Genomic DNA, 25,017 nt, shown 5'->3' with positions numbered 1-25,017 from the left:
CCGTCATATATACCAGACACAGGCTCTTACCTGCCTGTCATCCTTCACAAAGTCGCCATGTTCCCATACCGGGGCATGGCGGCTTTACTATATCCACCCATCAACAACGAAAGAACCACCATCATGGCTATCAAACTCATCGCCAACTACAGTAAACGCCTCGGGCTACCGGGGTATTCCTCCCACCAGTTCGAGGTATCCATCGAAACCGAAATCAGCAACACATCAGAGTTGCCATTCGAGACAGAACGGCTCTATGGTTCCCTTCAGGCCGCCGTCGATGCCCAGATCCAACAGGTAGGATTTGTTCCTGACGAACATTACGGCTCACAGGTCACGCAAAGGCCTGTCCTTGGGGCTTCCTGCTCACAGATGATATCCACATCATCCGTGAAACAAACACCGCCTGCAAGCGCTCCCGAGACCTCTGTTGCAACCGTTCCCGCATGGAAATGCTCGGAAAAGCAACAGTCTCTCATCCTGGAACTGGCCGGAAAGGCCGGGTTGGATGACACTGCCCTGAACGAACTGTCTGCCCGGAGATTCAACAAGGTCGTTGCCATGCTCAACCGCATGGAAGCCTCCGGGCTGATCGACGAACTGATGAATCGTTCAGGCTCTTCATCCAAACGTTCGGCATCAGGCAGGAACAACTACACCCGCCGTCCCGCTACGGTCTATGCCGGTAACTCCAACCCGTACTGACCATGATCGCTCCCGTAATCCGGCCAATACGTTCATACTCCCTGCACCCGGCTATCGCATTGGTGAAGAAGTTCCCTTCGGAGGCTTCTTCTCCCCTTGCCATACGCCCGGACTACCTGTCTCCCTCCTCGGTCAAATCGTACCTGTCGTGTTCCCTGCGCTTTTTCTTCGAGAGGGTAGCGCAGATACGGAAGCCGACGACAGTCGCCCTGCATGTCGGCAAGGCCATCCACGCCACACTTCAGTCCTTCAACCTCGCCCGATGGCGGGGAGAGGACAGCAGTGAAGCAGCCATGGAGAAAACCTTCTCCGCCCACTTCCTGGAACTGGAGAAGACGGAAGTCCCGGTGGACTACGTCGACGAAGAAACGAGAAAGAAGATACGTTCCTGCGCCTTTGACCACGAACTCCAGCTGGTTACCTATCAGATGGTGATCGAAGAAGCCACGGGAGACACGCCTCCGTCGCTGGATCTGATCTACCTGGTCAAGACGAAGATGCCCCAGGTGATCCGGGTCAAGATTCACCCAGCCAACGAACAGCGCAAGCAACGCATCGCCGACTTGTACAGGATTGCCTGTGAAGGCATCACTACTGAACGTTTCCATCCCCAGCCCGGGATGCAATGCTCCTGGTGCCAGTACAGGAAGGAATGTTCCGGGTGGTGCAGGCAGTAAAGGGATGGAGATGCTGTCGATTCAGAAGCCTGCCATCAGGTGTGGCTGGCTTCTTTTTAGCTGTCACATCTATATTTCTTCCTCATCAGAGAAGAAGGAAGGAGTCAGTTCCAGAAGCTGGTAACGATTCTTTCTGACTCCCAGATTGTATTCCACAAGAAGAGAAACCAATTGGTCGCCGTCAATCAAATCGATGGGGGTATGGGAGGACGTGCGCCTCGCTTCATCCCTGGCGCCTCTGGAAAAATTGGAAGTCGTCACAATCAGGCCGCGTTCGTCCGTCCCCAAGCTGCCGCGAAGTTGCTGGACGACAGGAGACTGCACATTGGCTTTCCATCGTTTGGCCTGTACGGCCAGCTTGATATGAATGACATCATGTACCGTCATAATGCCTCGCACATCAACGCCCCCGTCTCCGCCATAGGGAGTCCTGCTCACTTCGGAAAATCCCATTTTACTCAACAGAGTAGTAATCAATTCCTCAAAATCCTGCGGGGTTAATTGCATCATCCGTTCCATCAGGACTTTTCTTTGTTTATCATTGAACGAATCAATGTGACGTTCCAAGCCGGTTGATTTCCAGATGGTCAACCCAACCATTCCATTGCCCAACTTTTCGAAGCGGGGGATCTTCCCCTGTTTTTCTCTTCGCTGGATTTCTGTCAGGATTTGCGCGTACATGCTGGCCTCGGGAGTCAGCCCTTCCGTCTTGAGCCACCCCAACTCCAGGGCTTTGCTGGTAATATCTCTGTAGTGCATGGGGGCATTCCCTGAAAAGTGAAGGAGGACTTTTTCCGCACAGTCCGAAAAAGAATAGAAACCTGCTGACTTCTCCGGTTGTTTCCTTTTAACCGCCTTTCCTGCCTTTTCCCCTGGGTCCGGCAATTCGATTTTCACGTTCGGGTTAAGCGCAAAGAGCCCTTCTGCCGCCTTGATGAACCGGGATTGATTTCCATGCTTTTTGATATCCTCATAGATACGCGCTCCGACTGTAGCGTCGGGAGTCTTTCCTTGAGATTGCCACATTCCCCGTTGGATGAGTGCAGCGGCAAGTTCTTTAGGACACATGGGAGATACAGATTTTTGCAGAAGTAAATAAACGGAATCAAGAAGGCGGCTCATCTCAGGAATTGTCATAGATTACCATCCTTCTCTGTCCGAGCAATCCCTTTTATTTCCTCCTCACCGTCACGGATGCGGTCGAGGTTTTGCAGAGAAGACTCCGGGTTTTGTTCTCGATAATATGACCTGTCTACGCTACTAATTCGAAGGCTTAGCTCCCTCATGATCGTCGTATCTGGGGGTAGCAAACCAGCACCGTATCAACGAACATTGAGTCGGCAATAATCTATCGATATCGAAAGCTATCAAGCAACATGGGGAGTATCCCTATCCATCAGGAACACGTTATGAACAAGCAATAACTCGCTGCAAAAATTGGGAGTCCGTCAATAAGAGGCAATCCAAGATCGAGGCCAACGAATACAAGGATTACATACTCGGATTCATCTTCTATAAGTTACTGTCAGACAAGGAGGTCAAGCACCTCAAGGAGAACGATTGGACAGATGAATATCTTTCCGATCTGAAGGAAGAGGATAGTGAAACAGTCGAGAGTGTCCGGAAGAATATTGGCTACTTCATCCCCTATGATCATCTGTTCTCTACCTGGATTGCCAAAGCCAGCGACTTTTCAGCGGATCATGTAATGACTGCGCTTTTGGCCTTTAACCGCTTGATCAACCCTTCACATAAAAACATATTCTCGGGCTTTTTACCACGCTGGAGACTGGTCTATCCAAGCAGGGGAACACTTCCGGCGCGCGTGCCAAGACCATTCGAGACCTGATCTATCTCATCAAGGTTATTCCCATGCAGGAGCTCAAGGAAAACACGTACAACCTTACCCGCATGAACCTCGTCATGCGCGGCATTTTGCCGGACAATATCGTTACGCGCAACGGCGATACGTTGGAAGAAGATTGGCCGTATTTTGACGAGAATGATCCGATTCACAGTTATAATCCGTTGTGCCTGGATGGGCCACTGCGGAAAAACGGCTATGTGGAAAACCTCAACGCCAGCCTTGGTAGAGAACTGCTGGATCGTGAAATCTTTGACAACATGGAGCATTTGCAAACAAGACTGGAACAATGGCGACGGGAACACAACGAAGAGCGACCTCACGCCTCCTGTGGCAACAACCCTCCCAGCCTTTATGCTGGACAAAATTAACCCTCAACATTAATAATCACCAAACCAGTAACTCATAAACTGGTACTTCTTTGGGGAGACAGTCCAGCATAACTAGCAAGAATCGCATTCAAGCATGGCAAAAGCAAAATTTGATAGCAAAAAAAATGAAGCACAGCTTGGTTTTGAAGCCGAGCTCTTTAAAGCGGCGGATAAACTGCGCGGCAACATGGAGCCAAGCGATTACAAGCATGTAGCCCTCGGGCTCATTTTCCTGAAGTACATATCTGATGCCTTCGAAGCCAAGCATAAATCCCTGCTAGCTGAAGATATCCTGGCTGCCGAAGATAAGGACGAATATCTTGCAGAAAACGTATTCTGGGTGCCGAAGGAAGCCCGCTGGTCACACCTGCGAGCCAGCGCAAAACTTCCCGCCATTGGCACGCTCATTGACGATGCCATGCGAGCTATTGAAAAGGACAACGAGTCCCTTAAAGGCGTACTCCCCAAAGACTACGCTCGTCCCGCTTTGAATAAGGTAATGCTGGGGGAGCTGATTGATTTAATTTCCGGAATAGCGTTGCATGAGGAAAGCGGTCGTTCCAAAGATATTCTGGGACGCGTGTATGAATATTTCCTGAGCCAGTTTGCCGGGGCCGAAGGCAAGCGTGGCGGCGAGTTTTACACCCCGCGCTCCGTGGTGCGTGTGCTGGTCGAAATGCTCGAACCGTATTTAGGACGCGTCTACGATCCCTGCTGTGGCTCCGGCGGGATGTTCGTGCAGTCGGAAAGGTTTGTGCAGGAGCACGGCGGGCGAATCGGCGACATTGCCATTTATGGGCAGGAGTCCAATTACACGACCTGGCGGCTCGCGAAGATGAATCTGGCTGTGCGTGGTATTGACTCGGACATTCGTTGGAACAATGAAGGCAGCTTTCACAAAGACGAACTGCGCGACCTCAAGGCGGACTTCATCCTGGCCAACCCGCCGTTCAACATTTCCGACTGGGGCGGCGACCGTTTGCGCGACGATGTGCGCTGGAAATTTGGTGTGCCGCCCGTGGGTAACGCCAACTACGCCTGGCTTCAGCACATCGTGCATCATCTTGCGCCCTTTGGCACGGCAGGTGTTGTGCTCGCCAACGGTTCCATGAGCTCGAACCAGTCTGGAGAGGGAGACATCCGCAAGGCCATGCTTGAGGCTGATGTGGTGGATTGCATGGTGGCTCTGCCGGGGCAACTCTTTTATTCCACCCAAATTCCCGCCTGCCTGTGGTTGCTGGCACGCGACAAATCCAACGGCAAACGCCGCGACCGCACCTTGCGCGACAGGCGCGGCGAGGTGCTGTTTATCGACGCCCGCAACATGGGCGTATTGGTTGACCGCACCCGGCGTGAACTGACCGACGACGAAATCGGAAAAATCGCTGAGACCTACCATGCCTGGCGGGGAGAAAAAGAAGCTGATGCATACGCCGATGTGCCGGGCTTTTGCAAATCAGCCTTACTAGACGACATCCGCAAGCATGGTCATGTGCTCACGCCGGGACGTTACGTGGGTGCGGCGGCACAAGAAGAAGACGGCGAGCCCTTCGAGGAAAAGATGCTGCGTCTCTCAACGCTATGGCGGGAGCAGCGGGCGGAAGCGGCACGACTGGATGCGATGATTGAAGCCAACTTGAAGGAGCTTGGATATGGGAGGTGAATGGAGCAAGGTTGAGCTGGGAGGCGTAATCATAAATCATGATGGGAAACGCAAGCCAGTAAAAGAATCTGAACGGCGACCAGGTCATTATCCATACTATGGTGCCTCGGGAATTGTCGATTACGTTGACGGTTATTTATTTGATGGGAACTATTTGTTAATCGCTGAAGATGGAGAAAACTTACGCACTCGCCAAACACCAATTGCTTTTATGGCACGTGGAAAGTTTTGGGTTAACAATCACGCTCATATTGTAACAGGTAACAAGAAAGCAGATACTCGATTCTTAATGTACGCATTAGAGGGAATGGATATCAGTGGTTATCTGACAGGGGCTGTAATGCCCAAATTGACGCAGCGTAATCTCAACAAAATAGAAATTATTTGTCCCTCCCTTTCAGAACAACGCGCTATTGCCCATATCCTCGGAACGCTGGACGACAAAATCGAATGTAACCGCCGCATGAACGAAACGCTGGAAGCAATGGCTCGTGCGTTGTTCAAGGCTTGGTTTGTGGACTTTGAGCCTGTGCGCGCCAAGCTCGACGGTCGCTGGCAACGCGGCCAATCGCTCCCCGGCCTGCCCGCACATCTCTACGATCTATTCCCCGATCGCTTGGTCGACTCGGAGTTGGGGAGAGTTCCAGAGGGGTGGAACCATTCGACGATCGGTGCAGAAGTGTTTGTTTGTGGTGGTTCAACACCTAGCACAAAGGAACCTGATTTTTGGAAGGGGGGGCATCATCACTGGGCTACACCTAAAGACCTGTCTAGTTTGAAATTTCCGGTTTTGCTGGATACAGACCGAATGATTACGGATGCTGGCCTTGCAAAAATAAGCTCAGGAGTGCTCCCAATAGGAACAGTGTTGCTTTCTTCTCGCGCCCCCATTGGCTATTTAGCAATTACTGAAGTTCCAACGGCAATCAATCAAGGGTTTATTGCTATGAAATGCGATGCTATCCTGTCTAATGTTTTCGTGCTTCTATGGTGTCGCGAAAATATGGATGCGATTATTGGCAATGCGAACGGTTCGACATTCCAAGAAATCAGTAAAAGCAATTTCCGACCAATTCCTGTTATCGTTCCTTCTCGTCCTGTCCTAGTGAGTTTTGAAAAATTAGCAAATTCGCTTTACAGACAACTTGTAGCCAACGAACGCCAATCCCGCACTCTCGCCCAGCTCCGTGACACGTTATTGCCTAAGCTAATCTCCGGTGAGTTGCGCATCAAAGATGTCGAACGTATATTGGGAGGTGAATTATGACTCAGGACTGGTGCCCTGGTATTCGCGAAGCTTGTGCGCATTGGCGTGATGCACCGATGTTACAGCAAACTTTTGAGGCTCTGGAGCTCTCTTTGGAGGAGAATAACGATGCCTCTATTGATTGTGCCAAGGCTATCGTTGAGGTGATTTGTCGAGTCATAATTGATGAATTAGATTCACCACTCAATCCTGTAAAACCCAAAGGTGCATGTCCAGACTTTGGCGAATGGGTGGCTTCAGCAGTACGCGTTTTAAAGATTGGCGAGAGCCAGAATACCAAATTCCTTAAGCTGGTTTCGCAGCACTACAAACTGACTACTGCTCTTGGTGATCTTCGCAATGCAGCTGGCCCAGTCAGTCATGGACGCGATGGCTTTCTGAATCGGTTGTCTGTGCACCACCGTCGCTCGGCTGTATTGTCCGCTGATGCTATCGTCACCTTTTTGCATCAGGCGTATTTGGAAGCTGAATTGGATTTGGTGCGGACTCGCGAACCCTACGAGCGCTTTGAACATTTGCATGCGCATGTTGATTCACATGTTTCATTGGGATGCGAGATTGACGAGGAAGGAAGTCTTATCGTAAGAGTAATGCTGCCTTCCACAGATATTATAACTTTAAACATTGAGGCAAGCCGCTTGCTTTACCAACTGGATCGTGAAGCCTATGTCGAAGCGTTGAATGCCGCACGTGGAGCGAAGCCTGTAGACGTGGAGTTTGAACAAGAGAAAGGAGACGAATAATGACGTTTTTATCGGAAGCTGAATTGGAGCACGTGTTGTTGGAGCAGTTACAATCCCTAGGATATTGTATCGAGAGGGAAGAAAATATCGGCCCTGATGGAAGGAGTCCTGAGCGCGAGAGCCATGATGAGACTATTCTCAAGAAACGCTTTGAAGAGGCTGTTGCCCGTCTAAACCCCGGTGTGCCCGAAGAGGCCCGTTATGATGCTGTGCAGAAGGTGATCCAATCTGAACGGCCTTCCCTGCTTGAAGAAAACCGCCGCATTCACAAGCTGATGACTGAAGGTGTGGATGTTGAATACTACGCGGAGGATGGCACCCTGACTTCAGGGAATGTTAAGCTTCTTGACTTTGAACACCCGGAACAAAACGACTGGCTGGCCGTAAGTCAATTTGTCGTCATCAGCGGAGAGTGCAACCGACGACCCGATGTTGTTGTGTTCGTTAACGGTCTTCCCCTCGGCGTCATTGAGTTGAAAGGGCCGGGCAGCCTCAATGCAACCCTTGCCGGGGCCTTTAATCAGCTCCAAACCTACAAGCAGCAGATCCCGGCGCTCTTTAGCACCAACGCTCTACTGGTAATCTCGGATGGCACCGCCGCTCGGGTTGGGTCATTGTCCGCCAATCTTGAACGATTCATGCCCTGGCGCACCACTGACGGTCAATCCGTAGCACCCAAAGGCGTACCGGAACTTCCTACATTGATTGAAGGTGTGTTTGAGCAAAACCGTCTCCTTGATCTGCTCTGCAACTTCACGGTTTTTGGTGAGACGGACTCAGGATTGGTCAAAATTATTGCTGGTTACCACCAGTTTCACGCGGTACGACATGCCGTTAACAGCACGGTGGCGGCTACCGCGCCAGAAGGAGACAAGCGCGTCGGGGTCATCTGGCATACTCAGGGCTCAGGTAAAAGCTTGCTCATGGCTTTTTACGCCGGGCAACTGGTCAAACATCCGGCCATGGCCAATCCCACCCTGGTTGTGCTTACCGACCGTAACGACTTGGACGACCAGCTCTTTTCGACATTCTCCATGTGCCGCGACTTGATCCGTCAAACGCCCGTACAGGCTGACAGCCGTGAACATTTGCAACAGCTTTTGAATCGGGCATCGGGCGGGGTGATTTTTACAACCTTGCAGAAATTTGGCGAAATTGCGGAACCGCTCACTACAAGAGACAATGTCGTGGTCATCGCAGATGAGGCGCATCGCAGCCAGTACGGTTTCAAGGCTAAAGTAGACGCGAAGACCGGCGAAATATCATATGGCTTTGCCAAGTACATGCGGGATGCCTTGCCCAACGCATCCTTTATTGGCTTTACCGGCACGCCTATTGAGAAAGACGACGTGAATACCCCGGCGGTCTTTGGTGATTATATCGATGTGTACGACATTAGCCGCGCAGTTGAGGATGGAGCTACCGTGCCGATTTATTATGAATCGCGATTGGCACGGATCGAACTTGACGAAGATGAAAAGCCAAAAATCGATGCCGAAGTTGAAGAACTCACAGAGAATTCCCCAGAATTTGAGCAAGAACGACTGAAAAGGAAATGGTCAACGGTAGAAACGTTGGTGGGTAGCGACAAACGTCTTGCCCTGGTGGCAAAAGATATGGTCACCCACTTTGAAGACCGTGTAGCTGCCTTGGAAGGCAAGGCCATGGTGGTCTGCATGAGTCGCCGTATTTGCGTGAATCTGTATAGAGAAATCATCAAACTCCGTCCCGACTGGCATAGTCTTGATAATGAAAAAGGTTCGGTCAAAATTGTGATGACCGGCTCGGCAAGTGACCCGCAGGAATGGCAACAGCACATTGGCAATAAGGCACGGCGCGACCTCCTAGCCAAACGTGCCCGCGACCCGAACGACCCGCTCAAACTGGTAATCGTCCGAGACATGTGGCTTACCGGCTTTGATGCTCCTAGCATGCACACCATGTATGTGGATAAACCCATGAAAGGACACGGGCTAATGCAAGCCATTGCTCGCGTAAATCGAGTGTTTAAGGACAAGCCCGCCGGCCTGATTGTGGACTATATCGGCATTGCGCAGAGCCTGAAATCGGCACTACAGCAATATTCGAAAAAAGACCAGGAAAACACTGGCGTTGACGAAGCGGAAGCCGTCACGGTGATGATGGAGAAGTACGAAATTCTGCGGGATATGTATCATGGCTTCGATTACCTCTCGGCGCTTAATGGAACCCCCCAGGAGCGACTAGTCATGATGGCCGGAGCTATTGAGTGGATACTCGACCTGCAACAAAAACTGGCCGCACGGGAAAATACCGAGGAAGGCAAGAAGAACGCGCATCGTCGGTATCAAGATGCCGTGTTGGCTCTTTCCAAAGCATTCGCCCTGGCATCCGCATCTGATGAAGCCCGGAAAATCCGGGAGGAAGTCGGTTTTTTCCAAGCTATCCGCGCCGCACTGGTCAAGAGCAGCACCGGTTCCGGAATAAGTTATCAAGAGCGCGAGCTGGCCATCCAGCAAATTGTCAGCCGGGCGGTGGTCTCAACCGAGATTGTCGATATTCTGGCTGCAGCAGGTATACAGAGTCCGGATATTTCCATTCTCTCTGACGAATTCCTGGCCGAAGTGCAGCAAATGGAGAAAAAGAACCTTGCGCTGGAAGCTTTACGCAAATTGCTCAATGACGGCATTCGCTCTCGCAGCAAGACCAACGTAGTTCAAACCAAGGCTTTCTCAGAACGTTTGGAAGACGCTGTGGCGCGCTATCATGCCAACGCGATCACTACCGCAGAGGTGCTAAAAGAACTGATCCAATTGGCCAAAGACATTCGCGAAGCTCGTCAGCGAGGTGAGGAATCCGGTTTGTCTGATGAAGAAATCGCCTTTTACGATGCGCTTGCCCAAAACGAAAGCGCCGTGCAAATGATGGGCGACGAGAAGCTGTGCCTAATCGCTCAAGAATTGTTAACGAGTCTACGTGAAAACGTGTCAGTGGATTGGGCGCACCGTGAATCGGCTCGCGCTCGCATGCGTGTCTTGGTCAGGCGAATATTACGCAAATATGGTTATCCTCCCGACCTTCAGGATTCTGCGGTACAAACGGTACTTCAGCAGGCAGAAGCCTTGTCTTCTGAGTGGGTTAAATAAAATCAATAGCATGTCGTTCAAAAATGACGAGCATTAGCGGGAGACAAGGGCTAGCATAAGTCACTAAGACAATTATCAGAGCTCTCTCCACGACAAAAGAAAAGCCCGTCAAAGAGAAACGCAGCAGAAATTATTTTCTGAAAACAAGAGAGCCCAAAATTCTCAAAAAAACTCTTGTTTGCCATGGACCCACCCTGCAGAAAAAGACTCAAAGCCATGCTGCCAGAGTGGATCGATGCTTGGAAAAATCAGGAAAAACCGATTGAACCTGTCTTCCGATACAAGCTACTTAAAGCCAGCAGTTCATGGATAGAGTTCTCAAACCCTGCAAAACATCGACATCCAGAACTCAGTCTAATGGAACGATCACCTCGTTAAGGGCACTTAACGGTTATTTTGATGCATTACGCCGTTATTGCACAATAAAATAAGTATCCATTTTTGAATACACTCATCTGAAAAACCCTCTCTCCCCGCGTCATATATCCATGAGGAAGTAGATTCTCTGCTTCCTGCCAGTGCCCGCCTCCCGGCTTTGTTCCGGGAGGCGGGCTTTTTGTTGCAACAAACCAATCATCAATGAACATGAATACTCATACATCCACACGCGAACTCTATCGCAACCGCGACAACAGCCCGCTGGATAGAAACCAGGTCCGGCGTGTCGCACCCTCCGTCTTCGCCCACCGCGAAGATGACAGCCGTTCGAAGAAATACCGCTTCGTTTCCTCCGACTCCCTGCTCGACCAGATGGAAGAAGCCGGGTTCCTCGTCGTTGGAGCCCAGGAACAACGCACACGAAAACCTGACGGCACTCCCACCCGCAAGCACCTGATTCGCTTCGCTCACCGGGACGTGCTGGAATACAACCGTGAGCAGCGCATCGAAGTGGTCATGATCAACAGCCACAACGGCAGCTGTTCCTACCGGCTCATGGCAGGCATCTTCCGGCTGGTCTGTACCAACGGTCTGATTGTCGGGGCACACATCGCCGCCATCAACATCCGCCACATGGGCCATACCGGGGAGGATGTGATTGCCGCCAGTCTCCGGTTGGCCGGAGAAACACCCCGAATCATGGACGACATTCACCGGATGCAGGGAGTCGAACTCCCTTACAAGCGTCAGGTGGACTTTGTTCATGAGGCGGCACAGCTGCGTATGGGAGACGCCTACGAAGACAGGATACGTCCCGAAGCCCTTCTGTCTCCCCGGCGTTGGAACGACATCGGCTTTACGGCGGGAGGACCGGCTACCGTCTGGCAGTGCTTCAACCGGGTTCAGGAAAACCTGATCAGGGGAGGCGTTCCCTTGAAGCCACAGAAGGAAGGTGCTTATCGTCGTCGTTCCCTGCGGGCGCTCAACGGCATCGACGGCAATACTCGTCTGAACCGGGAGCTCTGGGATCTGGCTGACAGCTATACCCTGAACAACTGACTTGAGACAATCATGAGAAGAAAACATCATCCGAGGGTGAAGCGTATGAGACGGACTCCGTCCCTGACCGGGCTGGAGCTGTCCATTCTGCTGTACCTTCACGGCGATTTCGAACGCAGTGACGAGGAAATCATGGAGGAATGCCGTGGCATCGAACGGGAAAGCGTCAGGCACGCTGTCCGTGATCTGGCCGGGAGGGAGTTCATCATCCGCACGAAGGAAGAGGAATTCCTGCTTCATCCCGACTGCTGGCTGATTACCTATGCCGGACGGCAGGCGCTCAGGCAATGGGTGTCCTCCGCCGCTCCGGTTCGTCGATCATCACGGGCAAGGGTTACCGCATGAGGCACGGCCATGAACATGAAAGACCTCCTCATCGCCCTGGTGGCACTCGTACTGCTGTGTCTGCTGGGGCCGGTCGTCGTCGGCATCCTGTCGGCTCTGGTGGCCGTGGCTCCGTATCTGCTCGCCGTGCTGTTGATCCTGGGCGTCATCGCCTTCTTCTGCAAGTAACTCTGACAGGAAAGGAAGAGAACGAAACATGAAGACGATGCCCATCATCGCGCAACTGCGTTCCACGAGCGGATACGATACGGACGCTCCGTATGTGTACCTGGAAGTGGATACGGAACTGTTGACCCGGATCGAGAAGGCAGTGTCGCTTTGCAGCAGTCATCAGAATGATCCTTCGCTGGGGTTGAGCAAGCTGACGATTCACGGCCCGTCCATGACGGCTCTGGTGAACCTCCCGGAACTGACGGAAGAACAGCAGAAGTCTCTGGACGACGATGAAAGCATCCTGCTGGCTTCACCGATTCCGGAGGCGGAACTGGATACACTGGAAAGCTGCATCCGGCTCTGTGGTGAAGACATCGACATCCTTGATGCCCGGTGCCTTTATGCCGTCGCCTGCAACAGGCACACACGGGACATGTACGAAGCCAATATCGGGGCCGTACTGAGACATCTGCTCGACTCACACCATCACCCCGGAAAGGAGGTGTTGCCTGATGCTGACGATTGAAAAGTACAAGGGGACCCGCTTCTGGGCCGTCTTCCGCGACGGAGAGCTGTTGGCCGTGACCGTGTACAAACGGGGAGCCGAGGCAATCGTCAGGACGCTGGAAGCCAGGGACGGATAAGGCCGATATTCAACAGCTCTTCTTCATCATGAAGGAGAGTTGTTTTTTAGCTGTCAGCCATGAAAAATCCTTTGTTTTCAAGCTGAATATCAATGTGTTGCTTTTTGTTAGTGCAGTATTTAAAATTCCTTCATGAAACGCGCAATCATCGAAAGAATCGCCCCACTAGTCCCTCATCCCGATACATGGCTTTCCCCGCAGCATGACGATCCTGTTCTCCGGGTTATCCCTTTGGAGATGGCGAATAGAATCAGGAGGATTCAGACCTTGCTGGGGTGTCCCGATGCCGGCTGGATCATTGCCAGGTCATATGCTCGGGAAGAAATCATGCCGCCAGCCTGGTTCAAGGAACAGGCAATACGCAGAACAATCAAACTCCTCATGGGTAAAGAAAACAATGTCGTCCTGATGGAAGCCATCGCTCTTTCAGGCGAGATGGCAGCAGGGGCACGCAATCTTATTCACGCCCTCCTCCTGAATGACGGATGTGATTACGACGAAATCAGTCGGATCAGCGGAATTCCACAGGAGGTTATTCGTGCTCACGAAGAACTCTTCTTCAATGTCAGGGATCGCCGGGATGAACAAACCTACCTCTCCGGCATTGTCTATCCCAATGGAAGAATCGACGAACTGCGTCCCGATTATTTCGACGCGGCGGGCAACAGGGAATTGCTTCTTCGGACTGGATTCAACAGTACCGTCAGGCAGACGGCCTTCCTTGCCGGGCTGCAAATGACCAGCCCCTATGCCCAGGGAAACAATGCCGAGAAAACGGACAAGATCTGCCGGGACATGCTGGAGCGGGCCGCCATGGCAACCGGAATGGGCATAGCCAACAGCTCCCGGCATCCCCTGGGTCCTGTCATCAGACAGGTCGCCGTCAATGCAGCGCATCAGGTCAAGCCCGATGGATTTGGTCAACTGATCAGCCTCGGGGATACGATGAAGCAGGAGCTGGAACAACTTGCCCGGAACAAAGCGGAAGCCCTGAACCGCAACATGAACGACATCCCCCGGGAACCGGTTCCCCTCACCTCCAACCACGAACAATAATGAAGATGACGAAAATGTAGAAAATGAACCAGCTGCCTGTCAATGTCGTGATGACGACGAAGGAACTCAGGCAGCGAGGCTTTACCAACCAGGATCTGGCCCGCGCCGGGAAAGAAGGTGTTCTTGTCCATTGCGGGTACGGAGTCTGGGCTCGTCACGTTCCTCGCTGCCTGTACGGGGCTCTGAAAGCATTCCAGAAAGAATCGCAAAGTTGCCACATAGGTGGACGAACCATTCTGTACCTTCTGCTCGGAGCTCCCGAACCGAGGCGAATACAACTGTTTGATCATCGGGAAACAAGAGAATATCCGAATACGTTAAATGTTTCGCTTCAGGTACAGCCCATTCCATGCAGAATATTCCACGACGAATACTTTTTTGATGAATGTTGCGGGATCATCGAACGTGACGGACTGTACTGGTCTACTCCCGCCCGGGCATTGCTTGAGAGCATTGACATGATCAGGAATCTTGATGATTGCCGTATCATCATCCGGGCCATGGAGCAACTGGAAGAAATGGACATGGATGATCTGGGGCAGGTCCTGGAATGCTGCCAGAGGGAAAAGGTCAAGCGCTGGTTCTTCTACCTTGCCTCCAAGGTGTCGCGGGATTGGGCATGGGCTTGTACCCGGGACTCGGTTGTCCGGAAAGCCCTGTCGAACAGCATATATTCTCTGCACACACCGGGAATGTACGTTCCTGATTTCAGGATCACGGTGCCGGAAAAGCTGGAACGGGAGTTCCCCCGTTATATGCCTTTCGCTCTTTCCTGAATGTAAATGGAAGGTTGGACGGCGTTTTTTAAGAAACACTGTCCAACCTTCAGAAGTATTGCTGTCTTTCTTGATTATTGATAATGAATAACTACAGAACTCCCTGAACTACGAAGGGGGAACCTGGATAAATTCATATTTAGTATATGAAATAATATAATAGATGGTATCTCCCTTGTAGTAAACGGAGTATTGTAGTTATTCATTCATAGCATGTTATGTCATATTTTTCCGTTTCAACAACCCCGGAGTTCTTTCTGGAGGAGGTACACCTGAAAGGAATCGCAACGATCCGTTTCTTCGATGCGCAAGTCACTTGGGAACAAGCGGGCCATTTCCTTGATGTCGTCGAGTTTAACCTTGTGTGAGCGTGTAATCTGTCCGCTGCGTATGGGAGCCTTTCCATTCAAAGGCCAGTTTTTCTTCTGAGCCTCCTTGTAAATGTATCCCAGTAATGTACGCAGCCGATCATGGAAGGAGTCACCCGTCAGACGATTCCTGCATGAGAGGAAATGTCTGACAAGTTCGCGAACACAACGGGCATGGTCGATTGTTACGACAGGTTGATCCGGGTGATCTGCCACAGCCAGCACAAGCAACAAGCGGTAAGCTATTTCCATGATCCGTGCTTCATGTTCTACTTCAGCATGATATTCCACGCATAGGGCTTTCAGATCACAAATTTCATTTAGTACCAGCTCTGGGTTATCTACTTTAACTTCTACAAACGGAATCGCATCCGATTGATCAACCATTATGGGTCGACGGGCTAAAATATTTTTGATTAAGGCGTTCCACTCGCCAAGGTCGGGATCCGTTTTTTTGTCTGGTTCATAGGTAACGATTTGTCCCCGTTCCAGATCCCGAAAACTTGAGGAGACCAGGCAACGGGCCATGAATCCGGATTGAAGCATTCCTTCATCCCCCAGGACTTGTTCCATGGAGTCATATTGGGTTGCCCATACCAGGGCAAGACATGGACTGTTGACCCGGTCTCCAGATCGTCCGATACGGTCTGTTTTGATCGTATCGCCGCTAAATCCGGCCAGATATGGTTTTTCTCCTGATAGATCGTTACCGCCATACCCCACCATGACTTTCTTAACTTGTTCACGAGCTTCGGATGAAGCTGACAATAAGGATTGGTCTGGTGAATCGGATAGTTTTTTGACTAGAGCCTCCGGGGTAATGTCTTCAATCGTAATATCACCATGACAGGCAAGCCGACGTTCCAGAGAATGAATTTTGAGTAACAGGTCGTCTCTTTCCCGTATTGCTGTTTCCTGTAAATCCGGGGCTGGACATGGCATGGAGTCTTCGAGTTTGCGGTATTGTTCATCGAGCCTCTTTTTTTCCCGTTTCCATAGAGATTTTCGTGTCGCCAGGGAATACTCCCTGGCTGTTTCTATTTCTGTGATGACTTTTCTCAGGTAATCCATAGGACGCGATTTCCCTACTCCGGAGCCTTCAACAATCAGGAAAAACAGATTGGATCGGACCCTGTTTCCATTGAATTGCAGGGAGTAGACTTTCCCGAGACATCCCGAGAGCAGGCCAAGAACCTGTACTCCTACAATGTTTTCCGGTACGCGAAAATCATCGACAACATTTTGCACGGTTCTTTTCAAAACTTCCGGCAATAGTTCCGTTGGGAACGAAATATCGGGTTGCTGTGGTTCACAGGGCGGAATGAGCTGTTGCATGATCAGATGACCTCCTTTCCGATAGCCGTGAAAGAAAGAATCTCCCCGATCAAATAGCTCTGGTGACTAATATTGGTTTCCCGCACGTCCTTTTTACCGTTGGGCAATGTTAAAGCGTGAACAGAAGCGGCAATACCCGCCAATAACCCCGTCGCCTTGGCTTTCCCTTCTTCTCCTGCCTCGTCTGCATCAAAGGCCAAAAGGACATGCTTACCTCGAAAATATTCCGCCCGTTCAGGATTAAAACTCTTCACACCGTTAATGGAGACGATAGCAGGGAACTCTTTTTCAGGCATGCCCGAGTGAAGAATGGCATCCATGGCAGCGATGGCATCGGTTTCTCCCTCCGTAATAATGCAGTGGGTAGACCCAGGGATGGCATGAATGCCCCACATGGTTACTGTCCCGCAAACTTTTATGAAAGCGTGGTCAGTAGGGCCGGGAATGGTGTAAGGATTCCCATTCATACTGAATCCAAAGTAGCAGGCCCAGGGTTCTTTCAAGCGAGCTTTGACCCCGATATACTTTCCATTCTCGTCTGTATAGAGAAAGCAAAGCCCTCCTTCCGGGCTCAGTCCTAACGCATACCATGGCCTGGCGGCCATGTACATCAGGGTTTCTTCAGCAAAACCAAGAATAAGCGCCATTCTCTGGACCTTGGGGTGTTCTAGGAAAATAGCCATACGAAGGTTTTCACATCCCATTTCCTCAATATTGGTCAGAGGCTGTGTTTCCTTGGGTACGACAGCCTTAACTGCGGGTTGTAACTCAGGAATTGCGGAGAAATCGTTATCCGATTGCATACTTTCCTTGATGAAATGGATGATGTCGGAATAATTCTCCTGCATCGTCCATTGCTTGTGAGCGCACACCAGGTCGAAAATTGTTCCTGCTGCATCGCAAGCAAAGCAGTTGAACAGAATAGTTCCGTCCTCCATGACGCTGAAAGAGCAGGATGGATTATGATCGTTATGAATGGGACAACAAACGGTCTGCTGATGCCCTGGGCGATTACTATAGAGTTCGTTGAGGTACAGACTACGCCCTCTTTCTTTATAGATGCGAGCCAAGGTAGCGTTGAATGCTGCCAGGTCCTTCTTGATGTTTTGATGATTTATCTTCATTGTTTTCTTTGTTGTTGCCCGGCAGCTGTGATCTGGTAGGATATTCGAGGATAACCCATCCTTGGAACTCCGCCTGATCGCAGCATGCGCGGGCGGGGTTTCTTATTTTGCCAATTCGGTTTGGCGGTCAAGCCATGCGTGGACATCCAAAAGGCGGAACCTTTTGATTCCACCACGGCGGTTGTTCTGGACCAAAAAGTAGGGAAGTCCGCATTTTACGAGTTCGTCTACCTTCTTGGTCGAGATCTTCAAGTGTTGAGCCAGTTCGGCCCTATCCATGATATGGGCAATTCCGCCCAAATCTCGAAGTTGTCTCTGTGGTTTTGTCGGTGACATGTGCGGAGAATTGAATTTTCTCTGCAGAATGTCAACACGTCATATACTGCTAATAATAAGATGTTTGCAATGTTTATATATTGCGTTTAATTAAGAAATAGTAGGGTTTATTAGGCCTTTTACAGCGAGGAATATCCTCGATTTCTGAGCAAAAAGAGAGCATAATGGGATGTATTAATGGAATATGCGTTTAATTACGTATAATGAACATTATGAAATATTTGTGATGAATATGCTGATTTTGTCATACTGTAATCTCTCAGGTAGTCACGCGGGAATCGACACCACATTTTCTCGGTGCTTGGATAGGATTCGTCCTACTGGCGGAGGAGATCAGTGAGAAGCGCTTCGAAAACAACCGAACTTGCCTGCTTGGAAAAGTACCAAAAAATCCGATCTGATAAAATGGCACAAGCGTTATAATGGAAGTAAGCAGATCAGGACTATTGTAGATATCCCGAAGCATGCTCTGGAACTAGCATATTGCGCGCTTACCTCGTCCACACACAAGCCAGCCCATTCCCGCATCCGTCAGGGAACGTGGAGTTCCCCCTATATCTCCTGCACGAGGCCATGGGATTGTGATTTTTTTCTCAGAGGGATTCATTTGAGTGTGATTGTGTAAAAATGTAAGAATCTTTTCCATATTCTCCATTTGTTTCGGACGTAGAGGGTAATCCATATACACTGACATTACTTCCTTAATTCGATCCAGAAGCCACCTCAACCCTGGACGACTTATTTCATGCCATTTTTGAATATAAGTCCAAGGAGCAAACCACGGGATTCTCTTTAAGAACGATTCAGAATCAAATTTATTAAATACAATAAATTCCTTTATGGAATATTCCCATACAGGGGATATAGGTTTTCTTGGACTAAGACCTTTGATCATTTGCCTTATATCTTTTATCTCTTTATCAAGTGGCTCTTTGCAGTACTTTAACATTAGCCAGAAAAGAGTGTCAGACAAAATATCGGAAGCTATCTCGTGTTCATGTTGTAGTTTGATCGTCTGTTGATGTAGATTTTCAAGCTGCAACCAGTTATTAATAGCTAGATTAGCTTCATCTGGCTCATATCCTTCTTGATCATATAGTTGACGTCGATATACCGATTCTGGGCGCATACCGAACAATTCTGCATGGCTCCATACATATTCTAGAAAGGCATTGTTCCAACCATGACGAGGTGACCAAATACCCATTGAATATAAATTGTATGCTTCGCCATACCAAAAATAAATAGGATCTTGCTTGAAAACACTTGCATCTATAAATCGAACTTTAATATCGTATCTGCCATTATCGCTTTTATGGAAAATAAATTCAAGTGTTCCTGGAGGAGATTTTATTTCAGAAGGCAAACGGCTCGGTTTTTTGCTTCTTTGAATACGAGTATAATGACGGCAACAGATGTGTACAACAAGTTGATGTGATGAGATAGAAGGTATTGATACTTTGAGGATACGCTTTCCTTTTTGAGGAGACTGTCGAGTCGAAGAATCTTCGAACTTGGCTTGGATGTTAAGGTTATGATTATAAAGCAATTCAATCCTGCCGGAGCTTTGCCCCATTACCACATCACATTCTCTTAGTCTTAATCTCCCTCCGCCGTTCTGTTCTGGGCAAGGAAATAAGATCGATTCTAGTGATGGCCTTGTATCGTTGTCACTCATGAATAGCTTCTATTGTTGATTTTGGGGCCGAATAGCAAAATAGCCTTCTCCCTCCTTGTCTGTTCTCGCTTGGACATAGTGCTTAAGCAAAATCTCCACGCTGTTGCCCATGGCTTTGGCAACAACTGAAGTATTCGGTTCAATGGCACACATGTAGGTTCCGTAAGAATGCCGTAGCCCATCTTTTTTCCATTCAATGCCTGCTTCTTTTAACGCCATGATATCCCGGCCCTGATTCCATTCCCGTTGCTCTCTCGTATCCCCCGCCAGCAGGTAGCCCGATTGTTTGCCTTTTTTCTGAAGCCACCATGTCATCCAGGCACGGAATGCTTCATTAACGGGGATAAGCCGGTCTTGGCCAGTCTTTGATTTAACATGCTCTATTTTCAGGAAACCGTTTCCAAGGGCTTGCCCTATTTCTCTCCATGTCAAACGAGTCAATTCTCTAGGGCGAACTCCCATAAATGCTGCCGTTATCAACCAGGGAATGGCTTTGGGACATACACCGATGGCTGTGTGAAGCAGGGATGAGAGTTCTTGTGGAGCATAGGATTCCCGGGTAGGTTCTTCTGCCTGAATAGGGGGAAGCAGGACTATCGGGTTCCTCGCGATATAGGCCCGCTTTTCGCACCAATTCAGGAATGTATTCAGGGCTGTTCGGTAATGTTTGATGGTCGTTTGAGACGGAAGGCCTCCATCTCTGCCAACCACAGTATCACGCAGGAGAGATTCGACTTCTTCAAGAGCTTCTACGGAACCAAGTTCATCAATGTAAATAGCGTCAGACAAATCCAACGTCCTTTTCGTATCGGCCAGGTTGCGCCTGCATTGCTTGACGGCGGTATCGGCCTTTCTGGTTTCAGCTTCTTTTTCTTTATAAAGGATATATTCGTGGAACAGGTCTTCAATCGTTCGCCGGGCTATATCCTGTTTATGTTCCGCATCCATAGCGTACCGAATAGCCTCCTCCAGCGTCTGTGATTTCTTACCTTCCTGCATGCGCTTCTCCCGGTGTCTGCGCCAAAGGCGAATTGCTTGTCTTTCTGTTGGAGTCAGCAAAAATTCTGCTTCTTGCCTGACGACGATATCTGCGAATCGATTGTATGCTTCAATGGCTTCATCCACAGTACGATAAAAATGATTCTTCTTCACCCCGGCAGGAAGATCCCGTTTGATCTGGATATACCATGGGCTCTTCCTTTTGGGTTGGTGGAGGATGTAGATGCCCGGAATCTGGATTTTTACTCGCTCATAGATATTCTGTGCAATGTCACCTGTTTTGTATGACGAGACCTTTCCCATGCTCATTACAGTACCAAAAACGGATCATAGAGGAATCTCTTTTTCTGACTTTTTTCTGACCATTGGCAATAAATTCTTATGGAATAAGAGATTCGGAATGACTGTTAATCACTAGGTCGTTGGTTCGAGCCCAACCGGGGGAGCCACTAATAAGAGCCTCATTCCGAAAGGATCGAGGCTCTTTTCTTTTGCCTGTTTCAGCCTTTTTCCATATCTGGAACATCACTATCGAGATCCTCCTGAACCACTGCACGCGCTTTGACGGTCGCTGAACAGGGATGTGCTGACGGCGTTTGAACGCCTGCTGGATTTCTATTTCGAGGGAAGCAGATCACAGGAACTGGAGTTCAAGTACCCTCACCATCTGAACCGCATGTTCGAGAAAAATACAGGATGTTCCCCGAATGAGGCATAACGCCCTCTCCTGCCGCCGGGAGGCTTGCGCTGCATGACTTTTGACGTTCCGCCCAGAGAGAATGCTCTGCTCCATATCCGGATGCGGCCACAGATGGTCCGAATGAAAGCATTACGACTGGAGATCTGGAGGAGGAGCTGCAGAAGGGACGATTACCCCCGCCCGTTTTTATTTATAGCAGGAAAGCCTGTATTTCAAGAAAATGCAAAAATTGTATCCATTTACAATGAATACTACGACATCCAATTTACTCTAAACACATCCCGGCAACAATGTATGTTGCCGGGATGATTCTGTCCGGACATCAAAAGATTAAGCTCATATTATATATCGGTTGTTCAAGGAAAGAAACAATCTTAAAATGCCCAGGATACTCCGGCATGAACTTGATGCAAGGTAGAACGATCCCGAAGTTCCAATCCGTATCCGGCGTATAAATTCCAACGCTCATTCCACTGGAGCAGAGTATCGTATTCAACACGCATAGCGTGCCGGGAAGGTTTCACGGCTCGGGCTGTCCAGAAAAAATCACTATAGAAGCTATAAACGCCGGCTTCCGGAATATCTCGAACGACATCTCCTGCGTAAGATAATCTCAGAGTATGATGCCAGGGCTTGTCATAACAAGTCACAGCCTTGCTAACAGACACGCCGGCGGGAATCGTGAAACGCTGGAGGCGAGCACTTCCGAAACACCGGGCATAACTTCCGTCTTCTGAAAAGCCGTCTTCCTTGCCACGCGTCAATTCCAGACGTACGAACGGAGATATGATCCACTGCCCGGAAAGCACCGAACTTCTGGAAATTTCCGTTTGTACAAGCCATGTTCTGTTATTCCAGTCTCCATGGGCATTCAGACCACCGGTAAAGACAGACTTCATGCAGTTGTCCGTAAATCCCCAGGAAACATCTGCCTTCGCTGTCCACCATGTCTTTTCATCAACCGGAAAGAGCTTGCCCCAATACAAGGTCCCCATCATGGTACGCTGGTCGATTTTAGACTGGTAGTCTCTGCTCCTGCTATGACCGTAAATCTGCCCGAAGGCAATACCCCAAACTCCCTTGCCACTGCCAAAATCGGAATCCATGCCGACAGAGTATCCTCCCCCGTCGTAGTCATAACCATCTACCCCGCTTCTGGAATGACGCCGGGCAAAATCTCCCAGACCCATGGCCCAGATCCGAGAAGACAACTTATTGCTCAACCGGATATCCGAAAGCTGCCCCAGAGCGGTATTGCCCAAGGCCGCAATATTCGAGGCGGAACTCCAGAGGGAATTGAGTGCCAGTTCTCCACGCCTGTCCGGAAAAGCCTTGCTCGGTTTCGCCGGATCTACCGGATCTACCGGATCTACCGGATCAATCGGATCAACTGGATCCTCACCTTCCCTGGGGCTCCAGACGGCAACGAGTTCATCAGGAGTACCATCGCTATCCGTATCCTGCCATTCGTAGTTCCAGATTCCCTTGTACGTATATTCAGAATCAATTTCCGATGTGCCGGTCGTATTGGAAACCAGACTCTCCGGATCGCCGTCTTTACGTTTCCAGGTGTCCCCATCGAAACTAAACAAGGAGAATTCTCTCTGTTCCGACCAGTATTTATCGGCATAGCCATCCAGAGTATCCATGATTCCTATGGTTCCGCCCAGTTTGAAGGATGAGCCAACCTGAATCTCCATGCCACTGTCCCCTGTCGCCAGGAAAGGCATAAGATCCCAGTTAAACCCCCGGGAAATATCGAATGTAGAAACTTTCAGGGAAGGACGTTCAAAAATTCCTTCAGGAGCTGAAACGGGAGTTCCTCCAATACGCAGAATAGATCCGGCATCCCGGCCGGAAACGACTACTTTATTGCTATTCAAGGCCGCACCCGAAGTCATTTCCAGTATACCGGATTTCAAGGTAAAGGAAGGCTTCAATGTCCGGCTTGAGGAATTATCCAGAACCATGCCGTATTCGATGGCAAGCGTACCACCTTCCACGGAAACATGAGCATCCACATCGACTTTCCGGGATTTTTCAACCATCTCCTTCAAAGAAACGGAATCTCCATTTCCCAGTCTTTCCTTTAAAATTTCTTCCGTTTTGATCCCGGTAAAGCGAATGCTCCCTCCGAAATGTCCCCCCTCTGCGTAATATTTTTCCCGTTCTTCCTGATTCGGAATCCTGTTGATATAAAGCGTAGGAGATCCGCTGAGCAAGCCCGTCCCTCCTCCATTAATATCGATGCCATCGTAAAAGGTAATTTCCCTGCCTGTCTGTGCACGGAAGTTGATTTCATTACTCGCCGCACAATCAAGCCGCACCGCCCTGAGCCAGACATCCTGCTGGTCCAGGATTGCATTGCCTATGAACGTAATATTTCCCCTGTCTGCCGACATGGTGAATGAACGGGAGTTTCCATCTCTCAAATCTCCATAAATCGCTCCCGCCGAAACCACGTCGGTCGTATTGCCCTCAAACAGAACTTCCCCCGCATTTAAAAGCAGAAAAGAACCTCTCGCCAGAATAGCTCCGACACCCTTAACTACTGCCGGACTCGATGTGCTCTTCCCCGCATTATTTCTGAAAACAATGGAGCCATTGATGTTAGTAAATGATAGCATTTCTCCGCGCCCATACATATCATCATACACATTGATCCCCCCCGCTCCCTGCAGAGCTTCATTATTTTCAAACAGAATGTCTCCCGTATTATTGAACGATACACTGCCTTCACCTGTGTAAATACCGGCGGCGGCAATATAGCTGGACGTCTTACGCAAATTCTTGAATGTAATATTTCCCGTCGTATCAAAGAAAATATCTCCCTTTCCGGTTGCTCCGGAAAATGTTTCCCCCTGATTGATGAAAATGGCCCCCTTGTAATCGTCCGAACCATTCATATCCGTAAAGGAGATATCCCCTGTATTAGTAAAGGACACATGGTTTGAACTCATGATGTAAATTCCCCCGGAGCTCAAACCCTGGAAGCTGATATTTCCTACATCCTCGAACGAAACGGTCCGAATATAGTCTCCCGCATTCTTACCGGAAGTAATACCCATCATATTCAAGTCATCGGAACGAAATGTCAGATCCCCTAAATTCTGGAAAGCAACCTGTGCATTCTGTCGTTCCTGTACATAGACAAAAGACCTGCATGCCGTAGGATTTTTCAAAGCTTCCGGATCAAAACCGGTACAGTAGAAATTCAGGGAAGTTTTATCCTCACTGGTAAAATGAACGCTTTCCGCGCCAAAGACCCCCTGTCTATCTCCATTTATTGGCGGCTTAAAATAACAATCCAGAGTAAATACGCCTTCATAAGATACCGTCCCATCTCCGGTGAGGAGATAGGTGACATCTTCTTCCCTAAAAAATTCTACGTGTTCATTACCGTAAACACCTGCCGAAATCTCTTCCCGTGCTTCGCCTCCCCGGGCGGACAAAGGCAGAAGACTGGAAAAAAGAAATAGCCTCTTGAGAAAAAGTTTTAATTTCATCGAAATTCCCTTCTTTGATTATTACTGATAAAATGAAAAGGCCTTCATAGCGGATTTGGAATCCGTTTCCAATATAATACATTTACATATAAAGTATTATGAATTAATCAAACTTAACTGCATGAAGAAATTCATTGGGGAAATC

General features: G+C 49.5%; 21 protein-coding genes and 1 pseudogene. 15 read left to right on the top strand and 7 right to left on the bottom strand.

Annotation, left to right across the window (positions count from 1 at the left end; all coding sequences use genetic code 11):
* Positions 1-75: 75 nt before the first annotated feature.
* Complete coding sequence (locus QET40_RS09435; protein WP_280126920.1) at positions 76-705, top strand: hypothetical protein; 630 nt, start codon at positions 76-78, stop codon at positions 703-705.
* 2 nt (positions 706-707) lie between these two features.
* On the top strand, positions 708-1,382 hold the full coding sequence (locus tag QET40_RS09430) for a PD-(D/E)XK nuclease family protein (protein WP_280126919.1): 675 nt from the start codon (positions 708-710) through the stop codon (positions 1,380-1,382).
* A 69-nt stretch (positions 1,383-1,451) separates the two neighbouring features.
* Here QET40_RS09430 and QET40_RS09425 read toward each other — a convergent pair whose 3' ends face one another.
* Complete coding sequence (locus QET40_RS09425) at positions 1,452-2,504, bottom strand: restriction endonuclease (RefSeq protein WP_280127162.1); 1,053 nt, start codon at positions 2,502-2,504, stop codon at positions 1,452-1,454.
* A 287-nt stretch (positions 2,505-2,791) separates the two neighbouring features.
* On the opposite strand from QET40_RS09425, the pseudogene QET40_RS12550 reads away from it, so the two are divergent.
* The 13 genes and pseudogenes from QET40_RS12550 to QET40_RS09360 all read left to right on the top strand — a co-directional run.
* Positions 2,792-3,422, top strand: a pseudogene (locus QET40_RS12550) (type I restriction-modification system subunit M N-terminal domain-containing protein); the annotation flags it as partial.
* 24 nt (positions 3,423-3,446) lie between these two features.
* Positions 3,447-3,617 (top strand): integrase core domain-containing protein, encoded by a 171-nt coding sequence (locus tag QET40_RS12545; RefSeq protein WP_343160560.1) that lies wholly within the window; start codon positions 3,447-3,449, stop codon positions 3,615-3,617.
* A gap of 94 nt (positions 3,618-3,711) precedes the next feature.
* Positions 3,712-5,280, top strand: coding sequence for a class I SAM-dependent DNA methyltransferase (locus QET40_RS09410; RefSeq protein ID WP_280126918.1), 1,569 nt, complete (start codon positions 3,712-3,714; stop codon positions 5,278-5,280).
* A complete protein-coding gene (locus tag QET40_RS09405; protein ID WP_280126917.1) occupies positions 5,270-6,547 on the top strand; it encodes a restriction endonuclease subunit S in 1,278 nt (425 codons plus the stop codon). The genes QET40_RS09410 and QET40_RS09405 overlap by 11 nt, the downstream gene beginning before the upstream one ends.
* Positions 6,544-7,290 carry an abortive infection family protein gene (locus QET40_RS09400; protein WP_280126916.1) on the top strand — a complete coding sequence of 249 codons (747 nt, stop codon included), beginning with the start codon at positions 6,544-6,546 and terminating at the stop codon, positions 7,288-7,290. The genes QET40_RS09405 and QET40_RS09400 overlap by 4 nt, the downstream gene beginning before the upstream one ends.
* Positions 7,290-10,415: a type I restriction endonuclease subunit R gene (locus tag QET40_RS09395; protein ID WP_280126915.1), complete on the top strand. Its 3,126-nt coding sequence runs from the start codon at positions 7,290-7,292 to the stop codon at positions 10,413-10,415. Before QET40_RS09400 ends, QET40_RS09395 begins: the two co-directional genes overlap by 1 nt.
* A gap of 585 nt (positions 10,416-11,000) precedes the next feature.
* The gene (locus tag QET40_RS09390) at positions 11,001-11,852 is read left to right on the top strand and encodes a DUF932 domain-containing protein (RefSeq protein WP_280126914.1); all 852 of its coding nucleotides are present in this window, start codon (positions 11,001-11,003) and stop codon (positions 11,850-11,852) included.
* Positions 11,853-11,864: 12 nt separating this feature from the next.
* Positions 11,865-12,197, top strand: a complete 333-nt coding sequence (locus QET40_RS09385; RefSeq protein ID WP_280126913.1) for a hypothetical protein — start codon at positions 11,865-11,867, stop codon at positions 12,195-12,197.
* 9 nt (positions 12,198-12,206) lie between these two features.
* Positions 12,207-12,365: a hypothetical protein gene (locus tag QET40_RS09380; protein WP_154301910.1), complete on the top strand. Its 159-nt coding sequence runs from the start codon at positions 12,207-12,209 to the stop codon at positions 12,363-12,365.
* Between the two features lie 28 nt (positions 12,366-12,393).
* A complete protein-coding gene (locus tag QET40_RS09375) occupies positions 12,394-12,876 on the top strand; it encodes a hypothetical protein (protein ID WP_154301911.1) in 483 nt (160 codons plus the stop codon).
* Positions 12,863-12,994, top strand: a complete 132-nt coding sequence (locus QET40_RS09370; RefSeq protein WP_256151000.1) for a hypothetical protein — start codon at positions 12,863-12,865, stop codon at positions 12,992-12,994. The genes QET40_RS09375 and QET40_RS09370 overlap by 14 nt, the downstream gene beginning before the upstream one ends.
* A gap of 132 nt (positions 12,995-13,126) precedes the next feature.
* Entirely contained in the window at positions 13,127-14,050 is a 924-nt protein-coding gene (locus QET40_RS09365; protein ID WP_280126912.1) for a hypothetical protein, read from the top strand.
* Positions 14,051-14,073: 23 nt separating this feature from the next.
* Entirely contained in the window at positions 14,074-14,826 is a 753-nt protein-coding gene (locus tag QET40_RS09360; protein WP_280126911.1) for a type IV toxin-antitoxin system AbiEi family antitoxin domain-containing protein, read from the top strand.
* A gap of 236 nt (positions 14,827-15,062) precedes the next feature.
* On the opposite strand, the gene QET40_RS09355 is transcribed toward QET40_RS09360, so the two are convergent.
* From QET40_RS09355 to QET40_RS09330, 6 genes are all read right to left on the bottom strand, one after another.
* On the bottom strand, positions 15,063-16,529 hold the full coding sequence (locus QET40_RS09355) for a DUF3987 domain-containing protein (RefSeq protein ID WP_280126910.1): 1,467 nt from the start codon (positions 16,527-16,529) through the stop codon (positions 15,063-15,065).
* A 2-nt stretch (positions 16,530-16,531) separates the two neighbouring features.
* On the bottom strand, positions 16,532-17,653 hold the full coding sequence (locus QET40_RS09350) for a toprim domain-containing protein (RefSeq protein ID WP_154301915.1): 1,122 nt from the start codon (positions 17,651-17,653) through the stop codon (positions 16,532-16,534).
* 102 nt (positions 17,654-17,755) lie between these two features.
* On the bottom strand, positions 17,756-17,932 hold the full coding sequence (locus tag QET40_RS09345) for a hypothetical protein (RefSeq protein ID WP_280126909.1): 177 nt from the start codon (positions 17,930-17,932) through the stop codon (positions 17,756-17,758).
* A 532-nt stretch (positions 17,933-18,464) separates the two neighbouring features.
* On the bottom strand, positions 18,465-19,667 hold the full coding sequence (locus tag QET40_RS09340; RefSeq protein WP_280126908.1) for a hypothetical protein: 1,203 nt from the start codon (positions 19,665-19,667) through the stop codon (positions 18,465-18,467).
* A gap of 9 nt (positions 19,668-19,676) precedes the next feature.
* Positions 19,677-20,969, bottom strand: a complete 1,293-nt coding sequence (locus QET40_RS09335; RefSeq protein ID WP_280126907.1) for a tyrosine-type recombinase/integrase — start codon at positions 20,967-20,969, stop codon at positions 19,677-19,679.
* A gap of 771 nt (positions 20,970-21,740) precedes the next feature.
* Positions 21,741-24,326, bottom strand: coding sequence for an autotransporter outer membrane beta-barrel domain-containing protein (locus tag QET40_RS09330; RefSeq protein WP_280126906.1), 2,586 nt, complete (start codon positions 24,324-24,326; stop codon positions 21,741-21,743).
* Positions 24,327-25,017 lie beyond the last annotated feature (691 nt).

This window comes from Akkermansia sp. N21169, from assembly GCF_029854675.1.
Lineage (GTDB): Bacteria > Verrucomicrobiota > Verrucomicrobiia > Verrucomicrobiales > Akkermansiaceae > Akkermansia.
This window is presented reverse-complemented; position numbering and strand designations above follow the sequence as displayed.

Bases quoted from the DNA above. Each gene is read 5' to 3' on its own strand.
- QET40_RS09435 (WP_280126920.1), top strand. From the start codon at position 76: ATGGCGGCTTTACTATATCCACCCATCAACAACGAAAGAACCACCATC.
- QET40_RS09430 (WP_280126919.1), top strand. From the start codon at position 708: ATGATCGCTCCCGTAATCCGGCCAATACGTTCATACTCCCTGCACCCG.
- QET40_RS09425 (WP_280127162.1), bottom strand. From the start codon at position 2,504: ATGAGCCGCCTTCTTGATTCCGTTTATTTACTTCTGCAAAAATCTGTA.
- QET40_RS09410 (WP_280126918.1), top strand. From the start codon at position 3,712: ATGGCAAAAGCAAAATTTGATAGCAAAAAAAATGAAGCACAGCTTGGT.
- QET40_RS09405 (WP_280126917.1), top strand. From the start codon at position 5,270: ATGGGAGGTGAATGGAGCAAGGTTGAGCTGGGAGGCGTAATCATAAAT.
- QET40_RS09400 (WP_280126916.1), top strand. From the start codon at position 6,544: ATGACTCAGGACTGGTGCCCTGGTATTCGCGAAGCTTGTGCGCATTGG.
- QET40_RS09395 (WP_280126915.1), top strand. From the start codon at position 7,290: ATGACGTTTTTATCGGAAGCTGAATTGGAGCACGTGTTGTTGGAGCAG.
- QET40_RS09390 (WP_280126914.1), top strand. From the start codon at position 11,001: ATGAATACTCATACATCCACACGCGAACTCTATCGCAACCGCGACAAC.
- QET40_RS09385 (WP_280126913.1), top strand. From the start codon at position 11,865: ATGAGAAGAAAACATCATCCGAGGGTGAAGCGTATGAGACGGACTCCG.
- QET40_RS09380 (WP_154301910.1), top strand. From the start codon at position 12,207: ATGAACATGAAAGACCTCCTCATCGCCCTGGTGGCACTCGTACTGCTG.
- QET40_RS09375 (WP_154301911.1), top strand. From the start codon at position 12,394: ATGAAGACGATGCCCATCATCGCGCAACTGCGTTCCACGAGCGGATAC.
- QET40_RS09370 (WP_256151000.1), top strand. From the start codon at position 12,863: ATGCTGACGATTGAAAAGTACAAGGGGACCCGCTTCTGGGCCGTCTTC.
- QET40_RS09365 (WP_280126912.1), top strand. From the start codon at position 13,127: ATGAAACGCGCAATCATCGAAAGAATCGCCCCACTAGTCCCTCATCCC.
- QET40_RS09360 (WP_280126911.1), top strand. From the start codon at position 14,074: ATGAACCAGCTGCCTGTCAATGTCGTGATGACGACGAAGGAACTCAGG.
- QET40_RS09355 (WP_280126910.1), bottom strand. From the start codon at position 16,529: ATGCAACAGCTCATTCCGCCCTGTGAACCACAGCAACCCGATATTTCG.
- QET40_RS09350 (WP_154301915.1), bottom strand. From the start codon at position 17,653: ATGAAGATAAATCATCAAAACATCAAGAAGGACCTGGCAGCATTCAAC.
- QET40_RS09345 (WP_280126909.1), bottom strand. From the start codon at position 17,932: ATGGATAGGGCCGAACTGGCTCAACACTTGAAGATCTCGACCAAGAAG.
- QET40_RS09340 (WP_280126908.1), bottom strand. From the start codon at position 19,667: ATGAGTGACAACGATACAAGGCCATCACTAGAATCGATCTTATTTCCT.
- QET40_RS09335 (WP_280126907.1), bottom strand. From the start codon at position 20,969: ATGGGAAAGGTCTCGTCATACAAAACAGGTGACATTGCACAGAATATC.
- QET40_RS09330 (WP_280126906.1), bottom strand. From the start codon at position 24,326: ATGAGTTCAAACCATGTGTCCTTTACTAATACAGGGGATATCTCCTTT.